Annotated in this window: 19 protein-coding genes; 11 read left to right on the top strand and 8 right to left on the bottom strand. The window is 56.9% G+C overall.

All coding sequences use genetic code 11. The features are described 5' to 3' along the window. Positions 1-139: 139 nt before the first annotated feature. A complete protein-coding gene (locus tag H5P30_RS02775; RefSeq protein WP_185691438.1) occupies positions 140-2,545 on the bottom strand; it encodes a sucrose synthase in 2,406 nt (801 codons plus the stop codon). Between the two features lie 181 nt (positions 2,546-2,726). Between H5P30_RS02775 and H5P30_RS02770 the strand changes: the two genes are divergently transcribed. Beyond that, on the top strand, positions 2,727-3,593 hold the full coding sequence (locus H5P30_RS02770; RefSeq protein ID WP_185691437.1) for a 5'-3' exonuclease: 867 nt from the start codon (positions 2,727-2,729) through the stop codon (positions 3,591-3,593). Positions 3,594-3,605: 12 nt separating this feature from the next. Here the strand turns inward: H5P30_RS02770 and H5P30_RS02765 are convergent, their stop codons facing one another. Further along, a complete protein-coding gene (locus tag H5P30_RS02765; protein ID WP_185691436.1) occupies positions 3,606-4,349 on the bottom strand; it encodes a response regulator transcription factor in 744 nt (247 codons plus the stop codon). Positions 4,350-4,491: 142 nt separating this feature from the next. Here H5P30_RS02765 and hisG point away from each other — a divergent pair, with 142 nt between their 5' ends. The 5 genes from hisG to H5P30_RS02740 all read left to right on the top strand — a co-directional run bounded on the left by hisG (position 4,492) and on the right by H5P30_RS02740 (position 10,103). Then, positions 4,492-5,376 carry an ATP phosphoribosyltransferase gene (gene hisG / locus H5P30_RS02760; RefSeq protein WP_185691435.1) on the top strand — a complete coding sequence of 295 codons (885 nt, stop codon included), beginning with the start codon at positions 4,492-4,494 and terminating at the stop codon, positions 5,374-5,376. Positions 5,377-5,489: 113 nt separating this feature from the next. Beyond that, complete coding sequence (locus tag H5P30_RS02755; protein WP_185691434.1) at positions 5,490-6,437, top strand: prepilin peptidase; 948 nt, start codon at positions 5,490-5,492, stop codon at positions 6,435-6,437. A gap of 79 nt (positions 6,438-6,516) precedes the next feature. Continuing rightward, the gene (locus tag H5P30_RS02750) at positions 6,517-7,800 is read left to right on the top strand and encodes a S41 family peptidase (protein ID WP_185691433.1); all 1,284 of its coding nucleotides are present in this window, start codon (positions 6,517-6,519) and stop codon (positions 7,798-7,800) included. Further along, positions 7,797-8,831, top strand: a complete 1,035-nt coding sequence (gene tsaD, locus H5P30_RS02745; RefSeq protein WP_185691432.1) for a tRNA (adenosine(37)-N6)-threonylcarbamoyltransferase complex transferase subunit TsaD — start codon at positions 7,797-7,799, stop codon at positions 8,829-8,831. Before H5P30_RS02750 ends, tsaD begins: the two co-directional genes overlap by 4 nt. A gap of 78 nt (positions 8,832-8,909) precedes the next feature. Next, positions 8,910-10,103 carry an acetate/propionate family kinase gene (locus H5P30_RS02740; protein ID WP_185691431.1) on the top strand — a complete coding sequence of 398 codons (1,194 nt, stop codon included), beginning with the start codon at positions 8,910-8,912 and terminating at the stop codon, positions 10,101-10,103. A gap of 6 nt (positions 10,104-10,109) precedes the next feature. Here H5P30_RS02740 and thpR read toward each other — a convergent pair whose 3' ends face one another. Next, positions 10,110-10,655 (bottom strand): RNA 2',3'-cyclic phosphodiesterase, encoded by a 546-nt coding sequence (gene thpR, locus H5P30_RS02735; RefSeq protein WP_185691430.1) that lies wholly within the window; start codon positions 10,653-10,655, stop codon positions 10,110-10,112. Between the two features lie 12 nt (positions 10,656-10,667). Next, positions 10,668-11,438 (bottom strand): hypothetical protein, encoded by a 771-nt coding sequence (locus H5P30_RS02730; RefSeq protein ID WP_185691429.1) that lies wholly within the window; start codon positions 11,436-11,438, stop codon positions 10,668-10,670. A gap of 96 nt (positions 11,439-11,534) precedes the next feature. Here H5P30_RS02730 and H5P30_RS02725 point away from each other — a divergent pair, with 96 nt between their 5' ends. Continuing rightward, positions 11,535-11,993 (top strand): Dps family protein, encoded by a 459-nt coding sequence (locus tag H5P30_RS02725; protein WP_185691428.1) that lies wholly within the window; start codon positions 11,535-11,537, stop codon positions 11,991-11,993. Positions 11,994-12,099: 106 nt separating this feature from the next. Here H5P30_RS02725 and H5P30_RS02720 read toward each other — a convergent pair whose 3' ends face one another. From H5P30_RS02720 to H5P30_RS02705, 4 genes are read right to left on the bottom strand one after another with little or no spacing between them, the layout of a single operon-like run. Next, a complete protein-coding gene (locus H5P30_RS02720; RefSeq protein WP_185691427.1) occupies positions 12,100-13,845 on the bottom strand; it encodes a cation:proton antiporter domain-containing protein in 1,746 nt (581 codons plus the stop codon). A 58-nt stretch (positions 13,846-13,903) separates the two neighbouring features. Continuing rightward, entirely contained in the window at positions 13,904-16,045 is a 2,142-nt protein-coding gene (locus tag H5P30_RS02715) for a WD40 repeat domain-containing protein (RefSeq protein ID WP_185691426.1), read from the bottom strand. Positions 16,046-16,048: 3 nt separating this feature from the next. Beyond that, complete coding sequence (locus H5P30_RS02710) at positions 16,049-17,815, bottom strand: hypothetical protein (RefSeq protein WP_185691425.1); 1,767 nt, start codon at positions 17,813-17,815, stop codon at positions 16,049-16,051. Next, complete coding sequence (locus tag H5P30_RS02705) at positions 17,815-18,861, bottom strand: calcium/sodium antiporter (RefSeq protein WP_185691424.1); 1,047 nt, start codon at positions 18,859-18,861, stop codon at positions 17,815-17,817. Before H5P30_RS02705 ends, H5P30_RS02710 begins: the two co-directional genes overlap by 1 nt. A 149-nt stretch (positions 18,862-19,010) precedes the next feature. On the opposite strand from H5P30_RS02705, the gene ileS reads away from it, so the two are divergent. From ileS to H5P30_RS02685, 4 genes are read left to right on the top strand one after another with little or no spacing between them, the layout of a single operon-like run. Next, the gene (gene ileS, locus H5P30_RS02700) at positions 19,011-21,785 is read left to right on the top strand and encodes an isoleucine--tRNA ligase (protein ID WP_185691423.1); all 2,775 of its coding nucleotides are present in this window, start codon (positions 19,011-19,013) and stop codon (positions 21,783-21,785) included. A gap of 37 nt (positions 21,786-21,822) precedes the next feature. Beyond that, the gene (locus tag H5P30_RS02695; RefSeq protein ID WP_185691422.1) at positions 21,823-22,740 is read left to right on the top strand and encodes a TraR/DksA family transcriptional regulator; all 918 of its coding nucleotides are present in this window, start codon (positions 21,823-21,825) and stop codon (positions 22,738-22,740) included. A 20-nt stretch (positions 22,741-22,760) separates the two neighbouring features. After that, positions 22,761-23,336 carry a signal peptidase II gene (lspA, locus tag H5P30_RS02690; protein ID WP_185691421.1) on the top strand — a complete coding sequence of 192 codons (576 nt, stop codon included), beginning with the start codon at positions 22,761-22,763 and terminating at the stop codon, positions 23,334-23,336. Beyond that, the gene (locus tag H5P30_RS02685; RefSeq protein WP_185691420.1) at positions 23,320-24,129 is read left to right on the top strand and encodes a TrmH family RNA methyltransferase; all 810 of its coding nucleotides are present in this window, start codon (positions 23,320-23,322) and stop codon (positions 24,127-24,129) included. The genes lspA and H5P30_RS02685 overlap by 17 nt, the downstream gene beginning before the upstream one ends. Positions 24,130-24,168: the final 39 nt, after the last annotated feature.

Here is a 24,168-nt window from a genome sequence, read left to right as displayed (position 1 = left end):
GGAAATCCGATCAGAGGCGTGGGAAGATGTCAGGGCAGGAGTCTTTTTTTAGACGCAGATAAATCCGTGTGAGATAATTCTGTAATTAGCTAATTATAAGCGTTTTGCGACTTTACTTCGCTGGGTGGCGAAGCCCTCACTAGCTCATCTTATCGACAATGGGGCGGAAGACGCTGCGATAGAAGAGTTGTTCGTATGCGCGGGAACGGGCTCGGTCCAAGTTGCTCACGAATTTCCAAAATCCGTAGATTCGGGAGAGGGACATGAGGCGGGATGCATAGAGTCGCCAAGTATAGTGGGCTTCGACGCGCTCGATTCCTCCCTGCGAAACTTGATTCCAATGGTCGGGATCCTCTTGGCAGCGGGCGAAGAAGTCGGCGAGTTTTTCGGCGACATCTTCGCCGTGATTGGGATCGATGTGAAAGCCGCTTTTTCCGTCTTCAATGATCTCGAGAGGGCCGCCGAAGATGGTGGCGAAGGTGGGGAGGCCGGAGGTCATGGCTTCGATGACGGTCAGGCCAAAGGCTTCGAAGAGGGCGGGTTGGACGAAGACGCCTTTTCGGTCGGCGAGGACGCGGTAGAGTTCGCCGTTGAAGACCTTATCCGATTGCTTGGGAACCCACCGGAGTTGTCCGCGGAGGTTGTGGCGCTCGATCAGGTCGTAGAGGATCCGGATCTGTTCCTTTTCCTCGCTGTCGCTCGATTGGTCGAAATCGGTGTTGCCGCCAATGACGAAGACGTTTGCCAGTTCCCGGAGTCGATCGTTTTTGGCGTACCATTCCACGAAGCCCGTTACGTTCTTCACTTTGTCGAGGCGCGACATGAGGAAGATAATCGGTTTGTCGGGATCCTTGAATTGCGAGACGGCTCCCGGGAAATCTCCGAAAAGGAGGGTGTCGATTTCCTTTTTGAGACCGGTGATACGGTTTTCTTGATCGGTGTGGGGGAAATAGACTTCCTCATCGGCTCCGGGCGAGACGATGTTGAACTTGGGATCGAAGACGTCGATTCCCTTGGGAACCCGGAAGAGGCCGGGCATGGTGAAGGAGGAATACGACTCGTATTGGCCTACGCTGGAAGCGTTTCCGGCGATCTCCTGATAGGTGGAAGTGATGATGAAATCAGCGGCGTTCATGGCCAGGAGATCGGCCGTGAAGTGCGCGGAGAAATGGTAATCCTCTTCGTTTTCCTTCCAATAAAGGTCGGAGAAGAGGTATTTGGTCTTCTCGAGGGCGTGAGCAATGTTGCACTGGGTCACTCCGAGACGCTCAGCGAGGAGAGTGGCTACCAGGTTGCCGTCGGAATAATTGCCAATGATGAGGTCAGGCTTATTGCCCAGTTCCGCTAGAATGGCACGCTCGGAATCGATGGTAAAGCGCTCAAGGTAGGGCCATACTTTAAAGCGGGAAATCCACTGCGGAACGACTTCACCGCTCTCTTCGGTGAAAGGAACGCGAATGATGCGGGCATTCCGGGTGCCGTTAATGCTTTCTTCCTTCACATCGCAGCCGGTTTCTTTGGCGTCGGGAATCTGTCTCGTAACGACGAGAATGTCGGGTTCCGTGTCCAGCCCCTGGCTTTCCAGCCGTTCGCGCATCTCTTTTTCCAGAGCCCTGACTTGGTCGAGAATATAGACGACTTGGCCTCCGGTGTCGGGTAGGCCGAGAACATTGGATTGGCCGAAGTAGCCGTGCGGACTGAAAATCACCACGCTAAAGATCATCGGAATTCGCCCGAGGAACTCTTCAATGTCGGACGGGTTCGGGGAATCGATGATCTCGGAGAGCAGGTTCACGGTCTCACGAACCCGGGCAACGGTATCGCCCCATCCAACTTCAAGTCCCAGTGAATTGAGTTCGGCCCGGATGTCTTTCCAAAGCTTGTCGTCGGGTTGGTCGGCCAGAAACTCCTCTGCCCCCTCAATCGCTTGCTGCAGTTCGGCCGGAGTTTGGATTCGGTCCGAAAGCATCAATTGCCGTCCGCGGTGGTGGTGGATTTGCAGAAAGTCGAAGAGAGTTTGGACTCGTTTCTCGGCACTGGAGAACAGCCGGTGGGACAGAGTTCGGTTCAGGTATTCGACACCCCGCCCAATCTGCCGCTTTTCCCGCATGATCGGGACATCGTGCAGAAATGGCTGGGCGTTGAACTCGATCGGCCACTCGTCTGCAGATCCATTGTCGCAGACGAGGCTCTCGCGGAAGGCGAGGAAGTCGTTGACGGGAATCTCCTCGAAGGAAAGGTCGTCGAGGTGGAAGCGGCCATGATACCAACGTCCGATCGATTGCCGAAACTCGACGACGAGCCAAGGATCCCGGTGGGCTGCACTCATGACTCCTTTTAGGTTGGCGAGGAGTTGACTGCCTTCGGGCAAGTCATCTCCCGCTTCGGAGGAGACCTCGGAGATCAGATCCTGGATGTCCGAGTGGAGAAAAAACTGCCGCTTGGCCCCCCGGATTCGTTTGAAGAGAAGGTAGAGGAATCGTCGTTCCCCATCTTCAAAAGATTGATGCCGAGTGGTTTCCGTAGAGCGTTTTGCAGCAGTCACAGCAAACAGAGTGATCCCTGCGCCCGCGCTGTCAAGGGGCTAGGATCTAGGTATCTCCATGGCGTCTCATTATTGGGCGAGAGAGCCGAATTCTTACGATGTCAATATAAAGAGAACAGATCTATAGTGTATGGATTTTCCGGTCGCCCTCGGTGCCTAAGTTCAGGCATGGTTTGGGGCTATGGGTAAGACTCTCCTTCTCGATGGATTCAATTTGGCCTTTCGCAGCTTTTACGCCGTTCCGGAGCTGACGCGTGCGGATGGGTTTCCGACCAATGCTTTGCACGGGTGGGTGAAGACGATCTGGCGGTTGAGGGACCTTTACCCCGAAGCGGGAGTGATCGCCTTTTTCGATCTCCACGGGGATCGTGAGCGTGAGGCGCTCTTGCCGGAGTATAAAGCCAACCGGACGGAGATGCCCGAGGCCTTGCGGCAGCAGTTTCCGGAGATCCGTCGCGTGACCCGGTTGATGGGGATCGAGGTGATCGAATCCAGTGGCGTGGAGGCGGATGATCTCATCGCCTCGGCCGCGCGAAGTCTTTCTGAGAAGGGAGAAGAGTCGCTGATCGTCAGTGCGGATAAGGATCTTGCCCAATGCGTTGGGGGGAAGGTTGCCCAGCTGCTACCGCCGCCGACTGCCAATCCGCGATTGGGCTGGCGGACTCTGGATGAGGCGGCCGTTCAGGAAAAATTTGGGGTGCGGCCAGATCAGATTGCCGACTACTTGGCTCTCGTCGGGGACAATTCGGACAATATCCCGGGGTTGGCCGGAGTCGGGCCGAAGACGGCTTCGAACTGGCTCCGCTCTTACGGAACTTTGGAAGGGATCATTCAGAATTCCGGTCGCCTCAAGCCGCCGCGGTTTCAAGCCAAAGTGGGCGAAGAGAAAGAAAATCTACTCCGTAACCAGAAACTGACCCGGTTGACCGAGACGCATCCGGTCTCCCTCGATCCTGTTGAAGCCGATGTCGAGGGGCTGAAGGAATTTTTCTCCGAGATGGAGATGAAGTCCACCGCAGCCGAGGTGGAAAAGCGCTTTGGCGCTTAGCGAAGGCGAACCTTACGCGGGATTCTCGCCGTCGGGATCGTAGATGAAGCCGACGCCGTGAACGGTGCGGAAGGGTCCATCGTCGCAACCGTGACGCTTGAGGAGGTCACGGACTTTCACGATGTATTGATCCAGCGAGCGACTTTTCACATTGGCGTGTGGTCCCCAGACGGCGTGGATCATGCTTTTGCGGGGAATAATTTTCCCTTTGTTCTCTACGAGGTGGGCAAGAATACCGAGTTCCTTGCGGCCGAGAGTTTCCTTCTCCTGATCGGGAAAGATGATTTCCATCCGTGCGCCGTTAATCGTGGCGCCAAGGAAGTCGAAGGGTTTGTCCGATACCGTAAAGTTCGGAGTCAGGTTCAGGTCGTGCCGGGTGTCAGTGCGTCGAAGGACAGCCCGAATGCGGGCAACGAGCTCGCTGGCGCTGAAAGGTTTGGTGACGTAGTCGTCGGCTCCCACATCCAGTCCGCGGACTTTGGTGGTTTCAGAATTCGCACCCGTCACAAAAATCACTGGTACCTGTGTTTCACTACTTCGAATGCTGTCCAAAAGTGTGAAGCCGTCGGCGTCCGGGAGGTTGATGTCGAGGAGGACGAGGTTGACGTGATTCTTTTTGAGATACTCTTCCGCTTTCGTGACCCGGTTGAAAATTTGCGCATGCATTCCCGCTTCCACGAGATGTTCGGCGGTGACATTGGCAATGTCCTCGTCGTCTTCAACGATCAAGATAAGGGGTTTCGAAGTGGTGTCCATGAGGCGCGTCTAAATGCGAATAAGTTTCAATTTGGTGATAGATGATCGTTAAAAGCGAGCGATTTTTACAACCGTCCAGCGGTTTTTACAATAAGATACTGATTTTCTCTTGAGTCAGGGCTGGGAGTCTTATGCTGGGAGGATGAGCGAAACAAAACCCGTCCTCAACCTGGGGCTTCCAAAAGGAAGTCTTCAGGACGCGACCATCCGCCTTTTCGGAATGGCTGGATTCCGTATCCAGGTCAGCTCCCGATCCTATCGTCCGTCGATTGATGATCCGGAACTCGAAGGCAGCTTTGTCCGGGCCCAGGAGGTAAGCCGTTATGTGGAGCATGGGTTCTTCGATTGTGGTCTTACCGGTCTCGACTGGATCGAGGAAAACGGTTCGGACATCGTCGAAGTCTGTGACCTGATTTACAGCAAGGCCTCGACGGTCCGCTCCCGCTGGGTGCTCGCGGTGCCGGAGGCGTCCGATATCCACACGGTCAAGGATCTGGAAGGCAAGCGCATCGCTACCGAGGTGGTGGGGATGACCCGTAAGTTTCTCGAGAAACACGGTGTGACCGCGGATGTGGAATTCTCCTGGGGTGCCACCGAGGTCAAGGTTCCGGATTTGGTCGATGCGATTGTTGATCTTACCGAGACTGGTAGCTCGCTGCGGGCCAACAAGTTGCGCATCGTCGACACTCTCCTTTACACGAATACGAAGCTCATCGCCAACAAGACGGCTTGGGAAGATCCGGTAAAGCGCAAGAAGATCGAAGACATCGCGCTTCTGCTGACCTCCGCTCTGGAAGCCCAGAACAAAGTGGGCCTGAAGTTGAACATCGAGCGCTCGCGCTTGGAAGCACTTCTCAAAGACCTTCCTTCCCTGCGCCAGCCGACAATTTCGCCGCTGACTGCCGACGATTGGGTCGCGGTGGAGACCATTCTCGACGAGAAGGTGGTGCGTGAAATCATTCCGCAGCTGAAGGATGCCGGAGCCGAGGGGATCATCGAGTATCCGCTCAACAAGGTAATTTACTAAGGCGCTTTGACGCGTTCTGCTCGACCGGCGGAGGAATCTCTGCGCCGGTCGGGTGGGCGGCGGTCGGTTTTTGGCATCGACCGCAGCGGCGGTCCCGCGGTAAAGACTGAGGGATGTCTGCAGCTGCCCAAGTCTTTGAAAGCTTCCCCTGGTTTGGTTGGATTCTCGCCTTCGTTTTTGGATCCATCGTCGGGAGTTTTCTCAACGTTTGCATCTATCGCATTCCGGAGGGGAAGTCTGTCGTCTTCCCTGGCTCCCGTTGCGCATGCGGGAAGCCAATTGCCTGGTATGACAATATCCCGATTCTCAGTTGGCTTCTCCTTCGCGGAAAGGCTCGCTGCTGCGGGCGCAAATTCAGCATCCGCTATCCGTTTGTTGAGTTCCTGACTGCCCTCCTGTTCCTGTTGGCATGGATGAGTCAGCCGATTCCGGTGGCTCTCTGCTATTGGGCGTTCTTCGCATTGCTGGTTCCCGCGGTATTCATCGACTTGGACCATTTTATCATCCCCGACCGCTTTTCGGTCGGCGGAATGTTCCTCGGCGTTTTTCTATCGGCTTTGGTGCCGGAAATGCACGGGTTCGCGAACCCGGGGGGGATTGCGACTTTCTCGGGGATTTCCTCCGCAGTCGTGGGTGCCTTGGTGGGGTCCTCGGTTCTTTATTGGTTCGGAGCCTTGGCGGAAATCGTATTCCGCAAGGAGGCACTGGGCCAGGGGGATGTGAAGTTGGCTGGATGCTTCGGGGCTTTTTGCGGTTGGCAGGGCGCGGTGTTTTCACTCTTTGCAGGGGCCTTGATCGGAACGGTCCTCCTGCTACCCATCTTGATTTGGCAGCGAATGAAAGGGGAGGCACCCCAGGTTCCGGCTGCCGAAAAATCAGAGCCTGGTGAAGAAACGCCGGTCGGCGAGGACGATGGTGAAGAAGGGCCGATTGGATTCGGCACTGCGGTGCCCTTTGGGCCGATGCTCTGCGCGGCGATTGGCCTCTATGTTCTCTGGCTCGAACAACCGGTTCGGGATTGGTTCGCAGAAGTGGGAGATTTATTGCGCCAAGTGATTTAGGCGGTCTGATCATTCATGCATCCCGACGTTGATGAGAGGGGGATTTGCCCTCACCTTATTTTGCTCTAAGACTCTCTCTGTGCGCTTCCGAAAAATCATCGTAATCTTTCTGCTGGTCTTTGTGATCGGTCAGCTGACCTTCCTGTATCTACGCGCACCACACTTGGATGGGGTCTTTACCCTGTCTTTTTGGCGAAACATGGGGAAAGTCGGCTACGTGATGCTTCTCGCGGAGGAAAGCTATGTAAGCGAGGACAAGTCGGGCTTTGATCAGCTCGGGGACAATGCCCTGCACGGCCTGATTGGGGGGCTCGATTCCTACTCGACCTATCTCTCGGGAAATGAATTTGAGGATTACTCGATCCCGACCCGGCAATCCTATGCGGGCATCGGGGCAGAGGTCCGCGAGATTGATGGCCGGGTCTTCGTCATGGACCTGAATCCTGACGGAGCGGCTCGCGAAGCCGGGATCCTGCCCGGGGACTGGATTGTCGAGGTCGATGGAGAGGACGTTGAGGAAGCCGGTGTAGGGGAGATCGTGAATCAACTGCGTGGCGAGGCGGGAACGGAAGTCGAGGTCGGGGTTCGGCGTGCTGGCGAGGAAGATGTGATTCAGAAGACGATCGAGCGTCGACTCCTTTCCTTTGAAAGTGTGCGGGACATTGAAATGCTTCCGGATCACATCGGTTATCTCTCCGTAGGAGTTTTTGGGCAACGAACGGCGGTCGAATTGGAACAGGCGATTCAAGGGCTGCTCAGTGAGGGCATGGAAGGCCTCGTCATCGATCTGCGCAACAACCCGGGTGGTTTGCTCGACGCGGCTCGTGGCAATATTGAATTATTTGTCCCGGCGGGCGTGGAATTTCTCACCGTGCGCGGTCGCGGCCTCGGAGTGATTGAAGAGTTTTATACCGAGCAGCCGGCGATGGTTCCGGAGGATCTCCCCGTCGTCCTGTTGCAAAACCGCTTCAGCGCCTCCGCTTCGGAGATTATGGCTGGAGTCTTGCAGGCTTTGGGGAGAGCCAAGGTGGTCGGTGAAGTTTCCTATGGTAAGGGATCGGTCCAATCGGTGTATCAGTTCAGTGGTGGCGACGGAGTTTCGATGACCACAGCCCGTTACATCCTCCCGGACGGGAGAGCCATCGAAGGGGTGGGACTCGAACCGGATGAGTTGGTCGAAATCGACGAAGAAGACATATTGCGCCTTTCCATTCAATCCCAGCACGACTTCGGATTGTCCGATGAGGCCTTCGAAGATAAGTTCGGGTTTTCCCCCATCCCCGACGAGGCCTTGGAGAAAGCGATCGAGTTGTTGCGGTCGGAAATGAATTCGGAAGCCGAGATCGACGAAGGAGAGTCATGATTCTCGGAGTCGAAAGTTCGTGTGACGAGTCGGCTTTGGCCCTCTTTGATCCTGCGAAAGGGCTAGAGTGTTCGCTGATTCACAGCCAGCTGGTGCTGCATCGTGAGTTTGGAGGTGTGGTGCCGGATCTGGCTGCCCGTGAGCACCTCGAACATTTTCCCCGGCTCTTCGAATCCCTGCGAGAAAAGGTGGACTTCGCTTCGATTGATCAAGTGGCAGTCACCCGGGGTCCTGGGCTTGCAGGTTGCCTCGCTATCGGGATTGCCGCGGCCAAGGGGTTTTCGCTGTATCATGACTGTCCCTTGGTCGGAGTGAATCATCTCGCGGGCCACGCTTGGTCACCCTTTATCCCCGTTCACGCGGAGGACCCGGATTCGTTTGAGGAGCGACTGGCGAATCTGCTTCCTCACCTCGGACTCCTTGTCAGCGGCGGAAATACCATCCTGTTTCGGTTGGAGCGGGACCGCTCAATCGAGATTCTGGCGGAGACCCGTGATGATGCGGCCGGAGAGGCTTTGGATAAGGGTGCAAAATTGATGGGACTCCCGTATCCGGGTGGCCCGGAGATTGAACGCCGGGCGGAGGGCGGTGACGTCAGTGCCTTTCGTTTTCCACGGGCCTTTGCGGATCCCAAGGAGCGCGCCTTCAGTTTCAGCGGCTTGAAGACCAGTTTGCGTTACCGATTGGAAAAGATGGCTCCTGAGGAGATCCGGGACTCGTTCGGGAATCTCTGTGCTTCCTATCAAGAAGCGGTAGTGGACGCGTTAGTACGGAAAATGAGGCAGGTGCTGAAGTCGGAAAGTGGAATCCGGAGCCTGGGCTTGTCCGGCGGGGTGGCCAACAACAAGGCCCTGCGAGAACGCTTTTCTGCATTGGCGGGGAAGACTCGATTGCCGGGACTAGTGGCCGAGCCGAAGGTCACGGGGGACAATGCGGCCATGATTGCTTTTGCTGCCTATGCAAATCCGGGGACGGTTTCCCTAGCCGGGGATCGCCTGGGATTTGAGCCTTCTCTGCCTCTGACCGACTAGGTTTCACAGGTTTTGCAAAAAACGTCTGGCTCGATTGGCGTGTAATTTACATGGTGAAGAGAAATGGCCAATCGTCACATGAATATACTGGTGATCAACTGCGGAAGTTCTTCTGTAAAGTACAAGCTCATTTCCATGCCGGAGAGAGAAGTCCACGCCACGGGGCTGATCGAGCGAATCGGAGAGGAAAAGCCAAAAGGGCATCAGGAGACGGTTCGGGGAAAGATTGATGCAGATGTTTCCGCGAAAGATCATCAGGAGGCGTTGCAATCAATTCTAGCCTTCCTTGCGGATGATGAGAAAGGAGCGGTATCGGATCTGTCGGAGATAGACGGATTTGGTCACCGGGTCGTGCACGGGGGCGAGAAATACTCAGATAGTGTTGTGGTTGATGATCAGGTGATGGAGGGGATTCGCGCCTGCAGCGATCTCGCTCCCCTTCACAATCCCCCGAATCTGATCGGGATCGAGGCCGCCCGCGCGATCGCTCCCGAACGTCCTCAAGTGGTCTGCTTCGATACGGCCTTTCACCAGACGATACCTGCTGAAGCCTATCGCTACGCTCTGCCGGAGAAACTCTACAAGGAGGAGAAAATTCGGCGTTATGGATTTCACGGAACGTCGCATCGCTTTGTGGCGCGACGCGCGGCTGAGCTCACCGGAAAAGACCCTTTGGCGAGCCGTTGGATTACCTGTCACCTGGGAAATGGATGCTCAATGGCGGCGATTGAAAATGGCCGCTGTCTCGACACTTCGATGGGCCTAACGCCGTTAGAAGGAATGGTAATGGGAACGAGAAGTGGTGATCTTGATCCGGCGATTCTTTTGCATCTAGGTCGATCTGGATGGTCCTTCGAAGACATCGACCGACTCATTAATCGGGAGTCCGGGCTTCTTGGTTTGTCCGGTATTTCCAATGACATGCGAGAGTTGGAGAAGCACGCTGCCGAAGGTAGCGAATCTGCCCAGTTGGCAATTGATGTCTTTTGCTATCGCATCCGTAAATATATCGGCAGCTTCCTCGCCGTTTTGAACGGTTGTGACGGAATTGTCTTCACGGGAGGGATCGGTGAGTATGGCTCGAACATCCGGGCCAAGAGCACCGAGCGGTTGTCGGAGCTAGGCGTCGAAATCGATCCGGACCGCAATCAGAACATTCGCGGAGTCGAGGGCTTGATTGGTGCGGCTAATGCGAAGATCGAGATCTTGGTGATTCCGACCGATGAAGAAGGGGAAATCGCCCGGGATGCCTACCGCCTCCTTGGCGATTGATCGGCGCTACTCGCTGAGAAGCGGAAACGACTCGACCACGGAATAAAAATGCCGTGGCCCCCGCCGTTCGGAGGAGAGCAGACTGAACTGATCGACACGGGCTGGAGCGGTCTCGAACTCGGCGTGCCTTTTCTCGAACTGGCGGACAGTCTCGGGGGAGACTCCACTGCAGCGGGCAAGAGTGATGTGGGGCTTCCACGCGCGGTCGCCCGGATCGAACCCAAGATTGAAGAGTAGGTCCGTCAGATGATGCTGAAGTTGGAAAAGGTGAGGGTGTCCGCTGCCAATTCCCGCCCAGAGGACACTCGGTTGCCCACGGGGCGGGAAATGCCCGACTCCTCCGATCGGAAGGATGAAGGAGTGGACTTGGATCTGTCGAATGGCCGCACGAATCGCCGGGGTGTGCAAAGGATCTACCTCACCGAGGAAGAAGAGGGTCAGGTGATAATTCTCCGGCAGAGACCAGCGGATTCCTCGGGTTGGCTCCTGGAGAGCCGCCAAGGCCTGATTGACGTAATCGGGTAGGCCGATTGCGACGAAGAGTCTCTCCATCGGATCGGGCCGTTATTCCTTCTTCATCCGCTGGGCGTATTGGGCGACGGAATGGAAGAGTTTTTGGGCGAAGGAGCCGACTGTCACCAAGATGAGCTGGAGCTCGCGGTCGGTGAAGAAGATCTTATCGCCTTCCCGGAAGACCTTCCGTTCTTCAATCATGGAGGGCTGGATCGGCGCGAGGTCCTTGTCGATGATAGATTCGGGGTCGACGGCCTTCAATTCCACAACCAGCTCTCCATTATCGTCCGTCTGGGAGGCTTCGACTTGGGTCTTCTGACGCATGAAGCCCTGGGCGATGAATCCGAGCGAGATGAGGCTGTCCTCGAGGTCGCAGCGAATATCGTAGTCCTTCTCCAGTCGGTCGAATTTCTGGTCGAGCGGAGCCTGGACAAAAGTCTTCTGGGACTCTTGGGCCTGTTGCTGGATCTGCTGTTGGTCGCCGTCTAGGTCGTGGTGCGCCTTGCCGAGGGCAAGGAAGAGGTGGGAATTGTTGAGGCAGGTGACGGCCAGGTTCATGGAATCCCCGACGACCTGCCGGATGAGCAGGTCGCGGGCGTAGGCCTGGGTCTGCTCAAAATTCTGATGCGCCCGGGACGCTGGCATGATGTAGACCGATTTGGAGATCCGGTCATAGTCCTCCTCCGAGGCTTTTTCGCGCGAGGCGAGGTTGAAGGCCAGCATGTCGAAATGCCTTTGCAGGCCGCCCATAAACTGGTTGACGAGATCCTGGAGGTTGATCTGACGGCTTTGGCCGCCCTCCGGTGCGGGATTATTGCTCATGCCGACTACAGTTGGCTTCGAAATCGATCCATGCAAAACCTTTCTATTCCCCTCTCGCCCTTGCACTGAGGCGAGGCTCTCCTATACTGAATTCCTATGGATACTCACACGCAGACAAAAACCCAAGTAGTTGACGCACTCCGGCAGGTTGTAGCGGATAGCTATGCTCTTATGGGGCATACCCACCTCTGCCACTGGAATGTCGAAGGTCCGAATTTCTTCGCGCTCCATAACGCTTTCGAAGAGCAATACACCGAGCTCTTCTCGGCGATTGACGATATCGCGGAGCGGATCCGCGCATTAGGCGCCTATTCGCCCGGAGGACTTTCGTCGCTCGCTCGCATGGCCGGTTTTCAAGAGCTGGAAGAAGACGCCGGTTCCAAGAAAATGGTCGAGAGCCTCGTCAATCTGAACGAGATCCTCATTCGCCACGCAGGTGAGGCCCGGGATGCCGCCGCTGAAGCCGATGACAAGGAGACCGAGGATATGATGATCGCTCGGATTCAGGTCCACGAAAAGACCTGCTGGATGCTCCGCAGCTTCCTGAAGAGCTAAATTTTGATTTTTCCAGCCACCCGTTTCCGGCCTGTCGGAATCGGGTGGCTTTTTTTGTGTCTTGAAAGAAGCGGGTGCCTTTCGGGCTCGGGGGCCAAGCCTCGGTCTATTTTCCGAAAAAAGGGCCGTGCTTCACGCTGGGGTTCGCGCGAAGGGCGCTGTATCCGTTGTCACGGAAGAACTTGGAGATGCGGCTGGCTTCGTCGGGAGGGGATCCAGCCGCTTCCAGGACGATCTCCCCGAGGCGCAAGCTGGATTCGAGAGTGTCGGGGATGGCCAAGGTGGCTCCGGCCTTCACGAACTCGTCGGCTTCGGAGAGAAAGCGGGCGCGGGCGAAAACTCGGAGGTCTTTGTAGGTATTGTGAACCGCTTCGAGTATCTTTTCGGTAGAATGGGAGTCTTGGGCGGTGATGACCATGCAGCTCGCCTTGCCGATTCCGCCCGAGGAGAGCACTAGCTCGTCCCCGACGTCGCCGTAGAAGACATTGAGCCCCTTTTCGCGGGCCCGCTGGACTCGCATCGGATCGAGGTCGAAGGCGATGAAGGGAATCTTTGCCTCGGTGAGCATCCGGCCGATCGTGGTGCCGACTCGACCGTACCCGGCGAGAATGACATGGTTTGTCTCCTCAGGCGGGACTGCCTCGCGGTGCTCCTTCGATAGGTTGGGCCCCACCAACTCCGGAGTAAGCTTGATTCCGGCCCAGTTGGAAATCCGCGCGAGAAACGGGGTGAGTACCATTGTTAGCGAGATAATCAAGACTGCCCGGTTAAATCCGGCGTCGAGCATAAGCCCATGAGCAAATGCCGCCCCGAAAAGGACGAATCCAAACTCTCCCGATTGCCCCAGGAGAATCGCGACGCGAGCAGAGACCGCCCGACCCTGACCGAGAATCAAGGAGATGAAGAAAAGCACCAATATCTTCCCAGCGATCAATAGTAGGGCGACAGCGACGATCCCGACCGGATCCTCAAAAAAGAGGTTGATGTCCATCGACATCCCAACGGCGATGAAGAAGAGGGCGAGAAGAAATCCTTTGAAGGGATCGACGATGGCCTCAATCTGGTGGCGGTATTCTGAGGCGGAGAGGAGCATGCCGAGGAGAAACGTGCCTAAGGCCATGGAGAGACCTACCGAATCCATGAGATAGGCACTCCCAAAAACCGAAAACATGACGAGGCCGGCGAAAGCTTTGCGGTTGCGATGCCGGGTGAGAAGACCCAGAAGTCGCGGGATGATATAGCGGGCGGTAAAGACGAGGAAGAGGAGGGCCATCGTTGCCTCGCCGACTGCGAAAAGGATTTCTTCACCGCTTTCCGATGAGGTGGTGTGGCTTCTCGATGCGATGAGGGGGACGATCGCAAGCAGCGGGACGATCGCGAGATCCTGAAACAGCAATACGCCGAAGGCAGCTCTTCCGTGAGGAGATTGCAACTCACCCTTTTCGCCGAGAATGGGCAGGACAAAGGCGGTCGAGGAAAGGGCGAGTCCCATTCCCCCGATGAGAGCGGCATTCCACGGAGATCCAACGGCTCCCAGAACGCCTGCGAGCGCTAGCCCCGTGATGACGACCTGCATGGCCCCCAGTCCGAAAACGAGCCTTCGCATGGACCAGAGTTTTCGTGGCTGCATTTCGAGGCCAATGGTGAAGAGGAGGAGTACGACGCCGAGTTCGGCGAATTCCCGGAGCTCGCTCCCTTCCGAGCTAATGGAGAGGACGGAGGGTCCGACGAAAATCCCCGCTGCGATGAAGCCGATGATTGCCCCAAACCCGATATGAGAGGTGAAGGAGATCGCCAATACCGCGATCCCGAGAAGGATCGTCGTGAAGTAAACGAAACCGTGGATGTCCATGGACTAGGTCTGCTGTGCGGCCGGTAGCGGTATTTTTATTACGGCCGAAATCTGTGTTTTAGCTCGCGGGCGAGGATTCAGGCTTCGGTTCCTCATCCGATGCGGAATCGGTTTTCTCGGGGGCAGTGACCAGTCCGGTCCAAGCTGCACGATTGCCACGGGCGTCGGCGGCTTCGATATGGAGGGTGGCGCCTGGCTCTTGGGCTTCCTCGGGGAGTTTGAATGTTTTCTTCTTACTGTCGAAAATACCGTCGGTGGGAAGGAGCGCCCGGGATTCCGAGCCTTCGAGGCGGAAGGTGACCGACGAGATAATGCTGAAGTTGTCCGAGACGGTAAACTGCAGAGGATTTTCGGGAGTGGGCGGGATGATCGTCGGCGGTTGGTTGTCGATGAGGATCAAGTTGCCACGCGTCTCGGATGTCTTGGCGAGGTTGGGGGGATTGCTCATCCGATCGCTGGCCTGAATGCGGGGCTCGTAAAATCCAGGATCGAATCCGGCGATGTTGAGCGAGAAAAAGGGATCCTTGAGGTCTTCGGCGAGGAGGAACCAGTCCTCTTGGTCGAGCCGACGAAGATAGACGCGGTAGCGCAGCTCGTCGTCATTCGGGTCGACTGCCTCCCAGACGATCGAGAGCCAGCCGCTGTCTTCATGGATGACAAATGGCTGTGGCATTGAAGGGGAGGACTTGTCGTTGTCGTTTTGGCTAAAGAGTTGTGGTAGGGTTGATCTCGGGGGAGCTTGTGGCGGCATGGGAAGGCTTTCGAGTCGAAGGGGAATGCCCTCCACTCGTCGGAAAATCGGGGCTTCGTTGGGAAGTTGGTAGAAGAGTTCGATGCGTCTCACGACTGCCTCGGGAGTTTCGAAGTTGGCCCGATATTGAAAGAACCGTCCGGGTTGGCTGGCGACTTTTTGTTCTTTCAGTGCCTCCCACTCGCTCCACGAATCGTCGGGTCGGCTCCGGTTGCCCGTGCGGGTTTCCCACTGGATGGAATCCAGCTGAATGCCGACGGGAATCAGAGTTCCCCAGCGAACTTTCTGGCCCGCGTCGTAAACTTCGCTGATGAAGACGCCCTTGGCGGTCGGGTCGTAGCTGAGACGATGAATGGTGGCGGGATTGCTGGTGGCGACCCAGGCATTCTTGTCATCGATGGCTTCAATTTTTGAAACTTCACCGCCGTCTTCGCTCTCGGCGAGTAGGCTCCAGTCGAACCGATCCTGGAAACGGTAGACTCGGCCCCGCGAGTCACTGCCGATGAGGAGCTCGTTGTCGAGAAGAGTGGCTGAGAAGATTTTCTCGTCGGAGCCCGCGAGGAGAATCTCGACAAAACCGTCTGAGCCGACGTCGAAGATCCCCGAGGGCAGTCCATCTGGGGAGGCGCTGTCGCTATCATTGTCGCTTGAGTTGGAACTGGAACTCGTGTCGGAACTGTCGGAGCGATAGACGGCGATGCGGACGCTGCCGTCGTCTTTGGGGAAGATCTCCCGCACTTCGCCCTGTCCAAGTTCGACGAGAGTTTCCGGTTTTCCGCCAGAGCGTTTTCGGAGAAGGTGGCCTCCGGGGCCGGTGGCGTAGTAGAGTGTCCCGTCGGGAGAAAAGGCGAAGGTCGAGACGTGGACGGCGTTCGTATCCAGAACGATCTCGGGCTCGTCGCCTGGGGCGAAGTCCTTCGGCAGGCGATAGATACGCCCGGGGGCGCCAGCGGCGATCAGGAGAGCGCCTTCATTCTCCGGATCGTCTTCGATCGACCAGATGTAGAGCGATTCAAGATCCGCGTAGATTTCGGGAAATCCGTCGTCTGCATTGACCCGGTAGACTCGTCCTTCGGGAGAGGTTCCCGCGTAGAGGTTTCCGTCGGCGTCGACGTGGATGGCGCGGAGAAGCGGTTCGTCCGGATCGAGAACTTTCTTCATTTCGCCGCTCGCGATTTCCATCTTGTAGACGGCTCCGGGCCCGCCGGTAGCGATGTATAGGAATCCGTCTTCCGTTTGGGCGAGATCCCAAATAACTGCTCCTTGGGGTGGGCGGATGCCTTCGTCGAGCGAGGGACCGACCCCGATGCCTCCGTCCCAGTGAACGGCGACTCCCTGCAGCTCTCCGTCGGAGAGTGTCGGATACCCCTCGAAGACGTGGCTGTCAGTCTTGACGCCGAAGAGGCTGGTCGATGAGAGGAGGAAGGAGAGTAAAAAGCTTCGCTTCATGGTTTAGGGTTCCGTGGTAAATTGGATGCGGGAGCTGCCGGAGAATTCTCCCGGCACGGGAATGGCGGTTTCCCAGACGATGCTTTCCCTGAGCATCTTTTCGCCGGGTTTCTCAAGTGAAGATTGATAAAGTCGGAGGACTGACGGTGGGAGTTCCTCGAGGTTGCGTCCGTCGAGGCGGAGGCCGGGAGAAGGGCGGAGGAGCTGCACATAGATCGATCCGTTGTCCTTGATCTGCCGTAGCTCCGTGATGAGTTGGTCTAGGGAGCGGGTCGGGTTGTAGGTGGCAATCTGGTCGAAGGAGCGCAGAGTGTCCGCATCGGCGACGAATAGGGAAAAAGAGGAGCCGTCGGGGGCGTCGGGGAGGGGGACTTCGACGGTGTGGTGGGCGAGCTCGCCGTTTCGCTTGCGGGTGACGATGGTCAGCTCGACGGGTTTGTCGGCCTGAATGCGGGAGCTCTCGAGGCGGATGCTGTGGAGAAGCTGCCTTTTTTCTTCGTTCTCCGTTTTGAAATCGTAGGAGATATTTTTGAGGCGGGGGAATTCCTGAGAGCCTTTGACTACGGCGTTGAGGTAGTCGGAAAAGGTGAAGAGCAGATCGATGGCTCCAGTGAAGCCAACGCCGACGCGGGAGAACTCGAGTGGCTCGTCGTAGCCGTCGATATCGATAGAAAGCTGGCCGCGGACGGTTGCTTCGTCGGGTCCCTCGCGGGATGTTAGGATTCCCTCGGCGGCATAGGTGAGCGCCATCGAAGGAGTGAGATCGCGGTGTTCCGCCAACTTGCCCTCGATCGGATTCTTGATCGCAGCGTCCGAATGGATCGTGATCGGGATCATGTAGGGGATCCGGCCCAGCTCAGCCTGGATTCCAGTGGTGCTGTCTTGCCAGAGAGTTCCGGCGACTTCCCCGATATTGGAAAGTTTAAAACTAATGCGATAGCTCGAGACGACATCGACGACCTCCGCGCTGCCGATGGGAAGCTCCACAGAGCCGGCGCTGAGCATCGGGTGGCCAAAGGCGATGACGCGGTCTCCTTCGCGGCGGGTGATCGTGCCGACCCCGCCGAGGGTGAGATCCCCCGAGGCCAAAATTACAGCGAGGGGGGAGCCCGCTTCGAAGTCGGCGTCGGTTTTCTGGGTGCGCCCTCCGGCGCCGGCCGTGACGAAGAGATTATTCTTTTCAAGCCAGGGCTGAATCGCATCGAGGGTCTTCGCCGAGATCCCGGAGGCGAGTAGGGGAATCGGAAGGGGACGCGGCGAGGTGGTGGATTCCGTGCTGGTCCGGATGGAGGCAAAATTGTTGGGAAGACCGAGGGACGCGGTTGTTTCCGAGTTCGCGATGGGGGCGTTGAGAGCGTCGCGATAGGGGATGTCGGGGTAGTTGAAGAGGGGCTCCATCTTTCCGATGGGCGTGACCCCGATGAGGGTCTTATCCTTGGACCATGGGAATCCGTAGGCGTAGGCTCCCGCTAGGCGGCCCTTGATGTAGACGGGGCTGCCGCTCATTCCGGAGACGGGTCCGGTGGCGGTATTGATCGAATCACTGGCCCGACAGAGGATGACGGGGACACCCGCGCCCGCGAAGGAGTCGAGAATGCCCACGACGGTGAGCGGGAAGCTTTCGACCTCCGATCCGGAAACCACGGTTCTCCATTCTCCCGAATCGCCGGGTTGGATTTCCTCGAGAGGGATGGTCTCTTCGGCGTAGGTTTGGGTGAGACTAGCGGCGACCGCCAGTAGCAGGAATAGGAGAGAGAGTTTCCGGGTCATTAGGGAAGAGCTTCAATGGCAGATTCGACTTCGTTGGCCGCGGCCTCGAATCCGCCGGTCTGCGAAACACTGGAGAAAATGATAAAGGCGGCGTAGAGAGCGATGAGGAGCCCTCCTTCCATACGGGAAACTTTGCGCTGAGAGACCACAAACCAGGCAAATATCCCGGTGAAGACGATCAGCATTGGTATCTCGAGTCGCATGAGCATTGGGTCGACCGGGAAGGGAAGCGCAGTTCCGACGACTCCGCAAATCAGCATGAGATTAAAAAGATTCGAGCCGATGATATTGCCGACGATGATACCGCTCTGCTTGCGGACGGCGGCTGCGATAGTCGCTCCGAGCTCGGGGAGGCTGGTGCCGATCGCGACGACGGTGATCCCGACGAGGGTTTCGCTCACTCCCATGCGGAGGGCAGATTCCGTGGCCGCATCGACCAAGAGGTCGGCTCCGAGCCAAAGAAAAAAGGTTCCGACGACAATTAGGCCGGCGCAGAGCCAGATGCTCTGGATCGGTGAGGGGATCTCTTCTTCGATCTCTTTCTCAATCCGAGAGCCTTTCGAGGTCTGAACGATGAAGATGAGGTAGCCCGCCGTTACGCAGAGGAGGATGATTCCTCCGACCCGGGTGATCCCCGAACCGAGGTAGACCAGAACGGCGAAAAGAACGGTGACCCCAAGAAGAATGGGAATTTCCCAGCGGATCAACCGGTAGTGGACGCTGATGGGGGTGATGAGGGCTGCCGCTCCGAGAATTAGCCCCATGTTGGCCGCGTTGCTGCCGAGGACGTTTCCGATCGCAAGGCCGGGCTGGTCGCGGACGACTCCGACGAGGGCGGTAAAAAGTTCCGGGGTGGAGGTGGCGATCGAGACGACGGTGAGGCCGACGACCACGGGAGCCACGTTCAGCCGGATCGCCAAACTGGCGGAGCCGCGACAAAGCCAGTCTCCGCCTACCATGAGGAAGCAGAGGCCTCCGATGATAATAAGGGCGAGAACCAATCCGGGAAGGTTGGCGACGTTGATGACGGCAGATAAGGTGGTCATGTGTGAGAAAGAGGGCTCATCGTTCCTGAGCCAGACCATGAAAGCAAGAGATTCTGCAAGACGGAATGTGACCCTTATCGAAAGCGCGACCTTGACTGCGAACCCGAAAGCTCCAAACTCTCGCGCCTTTCGCCCGAACCAAGTGGACCGTGAATTCCCTCAAAGATACGCTAAACCTTCCTAAAACCGACTTTCCCATGCGAGCTGGTCTCGTCAAGCGTGAGCCGGAACGAATCCAACACTGGAAAAAGATCGATTTGTACGGAAGGATGCAGGAGTCGAACGCCGCCTCCGAAGAAGAATTCCTTCTCCACGACGGTCCTCCGTTCACCAACGGAGACGTCCATATCGGCACCGCCCTCAACAAGATCCTGAAGGATACGATCGTCCGATTCCAGTCGATGAAGGGCCGCCGTTCCCCCTACATCCCAGGCTGGGATTGCCACGGTCTGCCGATCGAGCACAAGGTCGCCCGCCAGATGAAGGACGAGGGTCGCGAGTTGACTCCGGTCGAAATGCGCAAGGCGTGCGAGGAGTTCAGCAAGAGCTTTATCGAAAAACAGCGCGGGCAGTTTGAGCGCCTGGGGGTTCAGGCCGATTGGGAGCACGAGTATCGGACGATGAATCCGAATTACGAGGCAGCTATCCTTCGGACCTTTGCGGAGTTTGTCGCCAACGATCTCGTCTACCGCAGCAAGAAGCCGGTATATTGGTCGATTCCCTGCCAGACCGCTCTTGCGGAGGCGGAGATCGAATACCAGGAGCACACGAGCCCCTCGATCTATGTCGCATTCCCGCTGGGAGAGGCCGAATCGGTAGTGATCTGGACGACGACCCCCTGGACTTTGCCGGCCAACCTGGCGGTCGCGGTGCACCCTCGACTCCGCTACGCGAAGGTCGTCTCCGGAGGACATGCTTACTGGATCGCGGAAACCCGCGTCGAAGAGGTTGCCGAGAAGTGCGCTCTCACCGATTACTCGATTGAAGAAACGATCGACGGGGCCGAGTTTGCCGGACGCGAGGCTCGCCATCCATTTATCGACCGCCCATCGCCCATCATCGCCGCTGAATATGTCACGGCCACGACCGGAACGGGGTGCGTCCACACCGCTCCTGGGCACGGGATCGACGACTATGTTTCCGGCCTCCAGAACGGCCTGGAGATTTATTGCCCGCTGGATGACAACGGCTGCTACGTCGATGATGGTCGGGTGCCAGCAGATCTGGTCGGGCTCTCCGTTCTTGAGAAAAAAGGAAAGTCGCCGGCCAACAGTGCTGTCTTGGAGATTTTAAAAGAGAAGGGCGTGCTGCTCGCTAAAGAGCCCTACGTTCACTCCTATCCTCATTGCTGGCGGTCCAAGACTCCGGTCGTTTTCCGGGCGATGGACCAGTGGTTTGTCTCGCTCGACAAGGGTGGACTCCGCGAGAGAGCCCTCGAAGCGATCGGGTCCGTCAAGTGGGAGCCGACTTGGGGAGAGAACCGCATCCGTGGTGCGGTGGAATCCCGCCCCGACTGGTGCATCAGCCGCCAACGGACCTGGGGCGTGCCGATCCCGGCCTTCTTCAATGAGGATGGGGAAGCCTTCATCGATCCCGCGGTGATCCGTGGCCTTGCCGATAAGGTTGAATCCGAAGGGTGCAGTCTCTGGTTCCAGCATTCGGCTTCCGAGCTCTTGGAAGGAATCGACCTCCCTGAGGGATGGAGTCCCGAGGCCCTGCGGCCCGGCACCGATACGTTGGATGTCTGGATCGATTCCGGCTGCAGTCACCGTGCAGTTCTGAAGCAGCGGGACATGTCCTGGCCGGCGGACCTCTATATCGAGGGAAGCGATCAGCATCGCGGATGGTTCCAGTCTTCGCTTTGGACAGGGATGATTGCCGATGGGCAGCCACCCTATAAGAAAATTCTCACCCACGGGTTTGTCGTCGGGCAGGATGGACGGAAAATTTCCAAGAGCGATGGCAAACCGCAGACCGCGGACAGCTTTGTTCAGGAATTTGGCGCCGACATCGTCCGCCTCTGGATCAGCTCCGAGGATTATCGCAATGACATTCCGGTCTCGGGGGAAATTCTCAAAAACGTTTCCCAGACCTATCGGAATGTCCGCAACACCCTGCGCTTCCAGATCGGGAATCTCTACGATTTCGATCCGAAGACGAATACTGTCGCTGACGAGGATCTGGATCCGCTCGATCAGTGGGCTCTCGCCCGCCTCGCGGAATTGATTGAGACTGTGGACGATGCCTATGAGTGCTTCGCGTTCCACCGCGTCTATCAGGAAATCAGTCGTTTCTGTGCGCAGACCTTGTCGGCCAGTTACCACGATATCCTCAAGGACCGCTTGTATACGCTGGCACCGAATGATGCCCGCCGTCGCTCCTCGCAGACCGTTCTTTTCCGGATCTGTGATTCCCTCTGCCGGATCCTGAATCCGATTCTCTCTTTCACGGCCGACGAATCGTACGCCTATCTGCATGACGGTCAGGAATACGGGGGAAAGCCGGTCCAGCTGGCGGGTTGGCCGGAAGCGCCATCAGCCTTCCTTCACAGTGCAGCTGCAGTCGATGTTGATAAAATTCTCCGCTGGAAGGCAGAGAATGTGAACGATGCGCTCGAAGAAAAGCGGAAGCAGAAGGAGATTGCCTCGAGCCTCGACGCCAAGGTGAAGATCTCGGGAGACGCCGGAAGTGATGAATTTAAACTTCTTGAATCCTATCGGGAATGGCTTCCGGAGTTCTTTATCGTCTCTGCAGTTGAATTGGAAGCTGGAGAAGGCTCATTGACAGTTGAAGCATCTCATGCTGATGGTGTGCGTTGTCCGCGCACTTGGCGCTGGGTGCCGAGTCTTGTTCAGACGGATGAATGGGGTGAGGTCTCAGAGCGTTGTGCTGAGGCTCTCCGCAAAACCAAACAAACAGCCTAGAAATTTTTCGAAATAACTCTCATCTCTTTTGATTAATATGCCTGCCAAAAAGAAAGCCACGGGTAAGACGGCAAAGAAAGCCGCACGCAAATCGACTTCGAAAGCGAAGAGCACGTCGAAGGCCTCCTCAGAATCGGAAGCTTCCACCGAAAAGAAGGTCGGCGTTGCTGCAGAAGAGGTGACCCGGCGGGTGACGGAAGCTCTCCGCAAGCGGGGCCGCAAGCGCGAAGAAGAAGATTCCCGCAAAGGACAGCCGGTGGTCTTCAGCATGAAGGACCTCCGGGATTATCTGAAAACCCGGAAGACGGCTCCGAGTGAGCCCGTAGTCGCTCCAAAGAAACCAGCGCCTGCACCCGAGACCGCGAAAGCTCCAGAACCCACTCCACAGGCACCAGCCCGCCCGAAGCAGAGCTTTGGTGCCGCCTCCGTTGCGGACCTTCTTGGTTTTGATCCAACCGCTTCGAACGAAGAAGATAAGGCGGACAAGTCCAGCGAGGAAGATATCCCGAAAAAGTTCCTTCCCTATTTTCGCGCTCTCGTCGAGTTGCACCAAGAGGTTTACGAAGGTCTTCATCGTCACTCCGAGGAGACTCTGCACCGATCAAATAAGGAAGATTCGGGAGACCTTTCGAGCTACGGACAGCACATGGCGGACGCCGGAACCGACAGTTTCGACCGTGATTTTGCCCTGAGCATGGTCTCGAGTGAGCAGGAAGCCCTTTACGAAATCGACGAAGCCATTCGCCGGATTCGTGACGGCTCGTATGGGATTTGCGAAATTACCGGGAAACCGATCAGCCGTGAGAGACTGCGCGCCGTTCCCTTCACCCGTTATTCGGTAGAAGGGCAAATGGAAGTGGAGCGCGGTCGCAAGCGCACCGTGCAGAAAGCCGGGATCCAAGGTTTCGATGGGGAAGACACTCCCGTCCTTTCTGACGACGATTCAGATGAGTAGTCTCGCCGAATCCACCTCCGATGCCGGTTAGGGCGTCCGGAGGTTTTCGGGCCTATCGCCTCTTTTGGGGAATGGCTCTGGGAGTCCTGCTTCTGGACCAAGGCACGAAGCTGTGGATCGATGCGATTCTTCCCTTCGGAACTTATTTCCCTAGCCGGGGCCCCGGGGAAGTTTCTCCGGTCGTGGTCATTCCGGACTTTTTCCAACTAGTCCACATCGGAAACCAGGGCGCGGCATGGGGGATCCTCAGCGGCTACCGCATTGTCTTGGTCCTGGTGGCAGTTGTTGCCCTCACCGCGATTTATTTCTATCGTGGTGCCTTGGAACTGAAACGCGGACCGATGCAGTTCAGCTTTGGAATGATCGTCGGCGGCATCCTCGGCAATCTCCTCGATCGGATGATTTATGGGCATGTGGTCGATTTTCTCGATTTCCACCTACCCGGAATTTCCGCTTTGGGGATCGAACCCTACCGCTGGCCTGCCTTCAACGTAGCCGACATGGGGATCACCTGTGGAGTGGGCATTTACATCGTGATCTGTTTCTTTCCCGCGAAAAAGGCGGAGAAGGATGTGAATGATGGCCAAGTATCTTGAGCCGATCCAAAGCCCGGCGAACCCAAAAGTTCGCGGATGGGTAAAATTGCACGTTGGAAAGCGTCGGAGGGAGACCGGCCGATTCCTGATTGATGGAGCCTACGAAATTGAGCAAGCCGTGGAGGGCGGAGTGGATTTTGAAGAGATCCTCATCTCAGAGAGTCTGGAGGATGACACTCTCGCTCAATGGGAAAAGGTCAGCATGGAGAGTGACATCCCGCTCCGACTCCTTTCCAAGACAGCTTTCCAGAAAGTTTCGGTGCGCGAAAAGCCGGACGGAGTCATCGGAGTAGGGATCTGCCCCAACCGCAATCTGGCTCTTCCCGAGACTTGCACCGGCCCGATCCTCGTCACCAACCGACTCGAAAAGCCGGGAAATTTAGGTGCCCTAATCCGCACCGCCTTCGCCGTCGGCGCCGAGGGAATCATCCTCTGCGACCCAGCGGTAGATTTCGAAAATCCCCAAGTAATCCGAGCCTCCCGAGGATTAGTCTTCCGCCTCCCCGGATGGACCGCGTCTCCAGCAGAAGCGATGGAAACTTTTCGCCAAAGAAATCTAACCGTAATCGCCGCAGACAAAGGGGGAGAAGGCAACCTCTGGACCTCATCATGGTCAAACCCGCCAGTCATTGTCCTCGGCGAAGAACACGCCGGCCTCCCCAAAGAATGGGATTTACCCGAAGTCGAAAGAGTGAGTATTCCCATGGAGGAAGGCATCGATTCCCTGAATGTATCAGTTTCTGGAGCCTTGCTGCTCTATGAGTGGCGTCGACGGGTAGGGGTAGAAACCTAATTTCGTATCTCGGTTAGCTATCTTTAGCGTATTTTATAT

It is taken from the genome of Puniceicoccus vermicola, assembly GCF_014230055.1.
In the GTDB taxonomy this organism is placed as follows: domain Bacteria; phylum Verrucomicrobiota; class Verrucomicrobiia; order Opitutales; family Puniceicoccaceae; genus Puniceicoccus; species Puniceicoccus vermicola.
This window is presented reverse-complemented; position numbering and strand designations above follow the sequence as displayed.

Bases quoted from the DNA above. Each gene is read 5' to 3' on its own strand.
- H5P30_RS02770 (WP_185691437.1), top strand. From the start codon at position 2,727: ATGGGTAAGACTCTCCTTCTCGATGGATTCAATTTGGCCTTTCGCAGC.
- H5P30_RS02765 (WP_185691436.1), bottom strand. From the start codon at position 4,349: ATGGACACCACTTCGAAACCCCTTATCTTGATCGTTGAAGACGACGAG.
- hisG (WP_185691435.1), top strand. From the start codon at position 4,492: ATGAGCGAAACAAAACCCGTCCTCAACCTGGGGCTTCCAAAAGGAAGT.
- H5P30_RS02755 (WP_185691434.1), top strand. From the start codon at position 5,490: ATGTCTGCAGCTGCCCAAGTCTTTGAAAGCTTCCCCTGGTTTGGTTGG.
- tsaD (WP_185691432.1), top strand. From the start codon at position 7,797: ATGATTCTCGGAGTCGAAAGTTCGTGTGACGAGTCGGCTTTGGCCCTC.
- H5P30_RS02740 (WP_185691431.1), top strand. From the start codon at position 8,910: ATGAATATACTGGTGATCAACTGCGGAAGTTCTTCTGTAAAGTACAAG.
- thpR (WP_185691430.1), bottom strand. From the start codon at position 10,655: ATGGAGAGACTCTTCGTCGCAATCGGCCTACCCGATTACGTCAATCAG.
- H5P30_RS02730 (WP_185691429.1), bottom strand. From the start codon at position 11,438: ATGAGCAATAATCCCGCACCGGAGGGCGGCCAAAGCCGTCAGATCAAC.
- H5P30_RS02725 (WP_185691428.1), top strand. From the start codon at position 11,535: ATGGATACTCACACGCAGACAAAAACCCAAGTAGTTGACGCACTCCGG.
- H5P30_RS02720 (WP_185691427.1), bottom strand. From the start codon at position 13,845: ATGGACATCCACGGTTTCGTTTACTTCACGACGATCCTTCTCGGGATC.
- H5P30_RS02715 (WP_185691426.1), bottom strand. From the start codon at position 16,045: ATGAAGCGAAGCTTTTTACTCTCCTTCCTCCTCTCATCGACCAGCCTC.
- H5P30_RS02710 (WP_185691425.1), bottom strand. From the start codon at position 17,815: ATGACCCGGAAACTCTCTCTCCTATTCCTGCTACTGGCGGTCGCCGCT.
- H5P30_RS02705 (WP_185691424.1), bottom strand. From the start codon at position 18,861: ATGACCACCTTATCTGCCGTCATCAACGTCGCCAACCTTCCCGGATTG.
- H5P30_RS02695 (WP_185691422.1), top strand. From the start codon at position 21,823: ATGCCTGCCAAAAAGAAAGCCACGGGTAAGACGGCAAAGAAAGCCGCA.
- lspA (WP_185691421.1), top strand. From the start codon at position 22,761: ATGCCGGTTAGGGCGTCCGGAGGTTTTCGGGCCTATCGCCTCTTTTGG.
- H5P30_RS02685 (WP_185691420.1), top strand. From the start codon at position 23,320: ATGGCCAAGTATCTTGAGCCGATCCAAAGCCCGGCGAACCCAAAAGTT.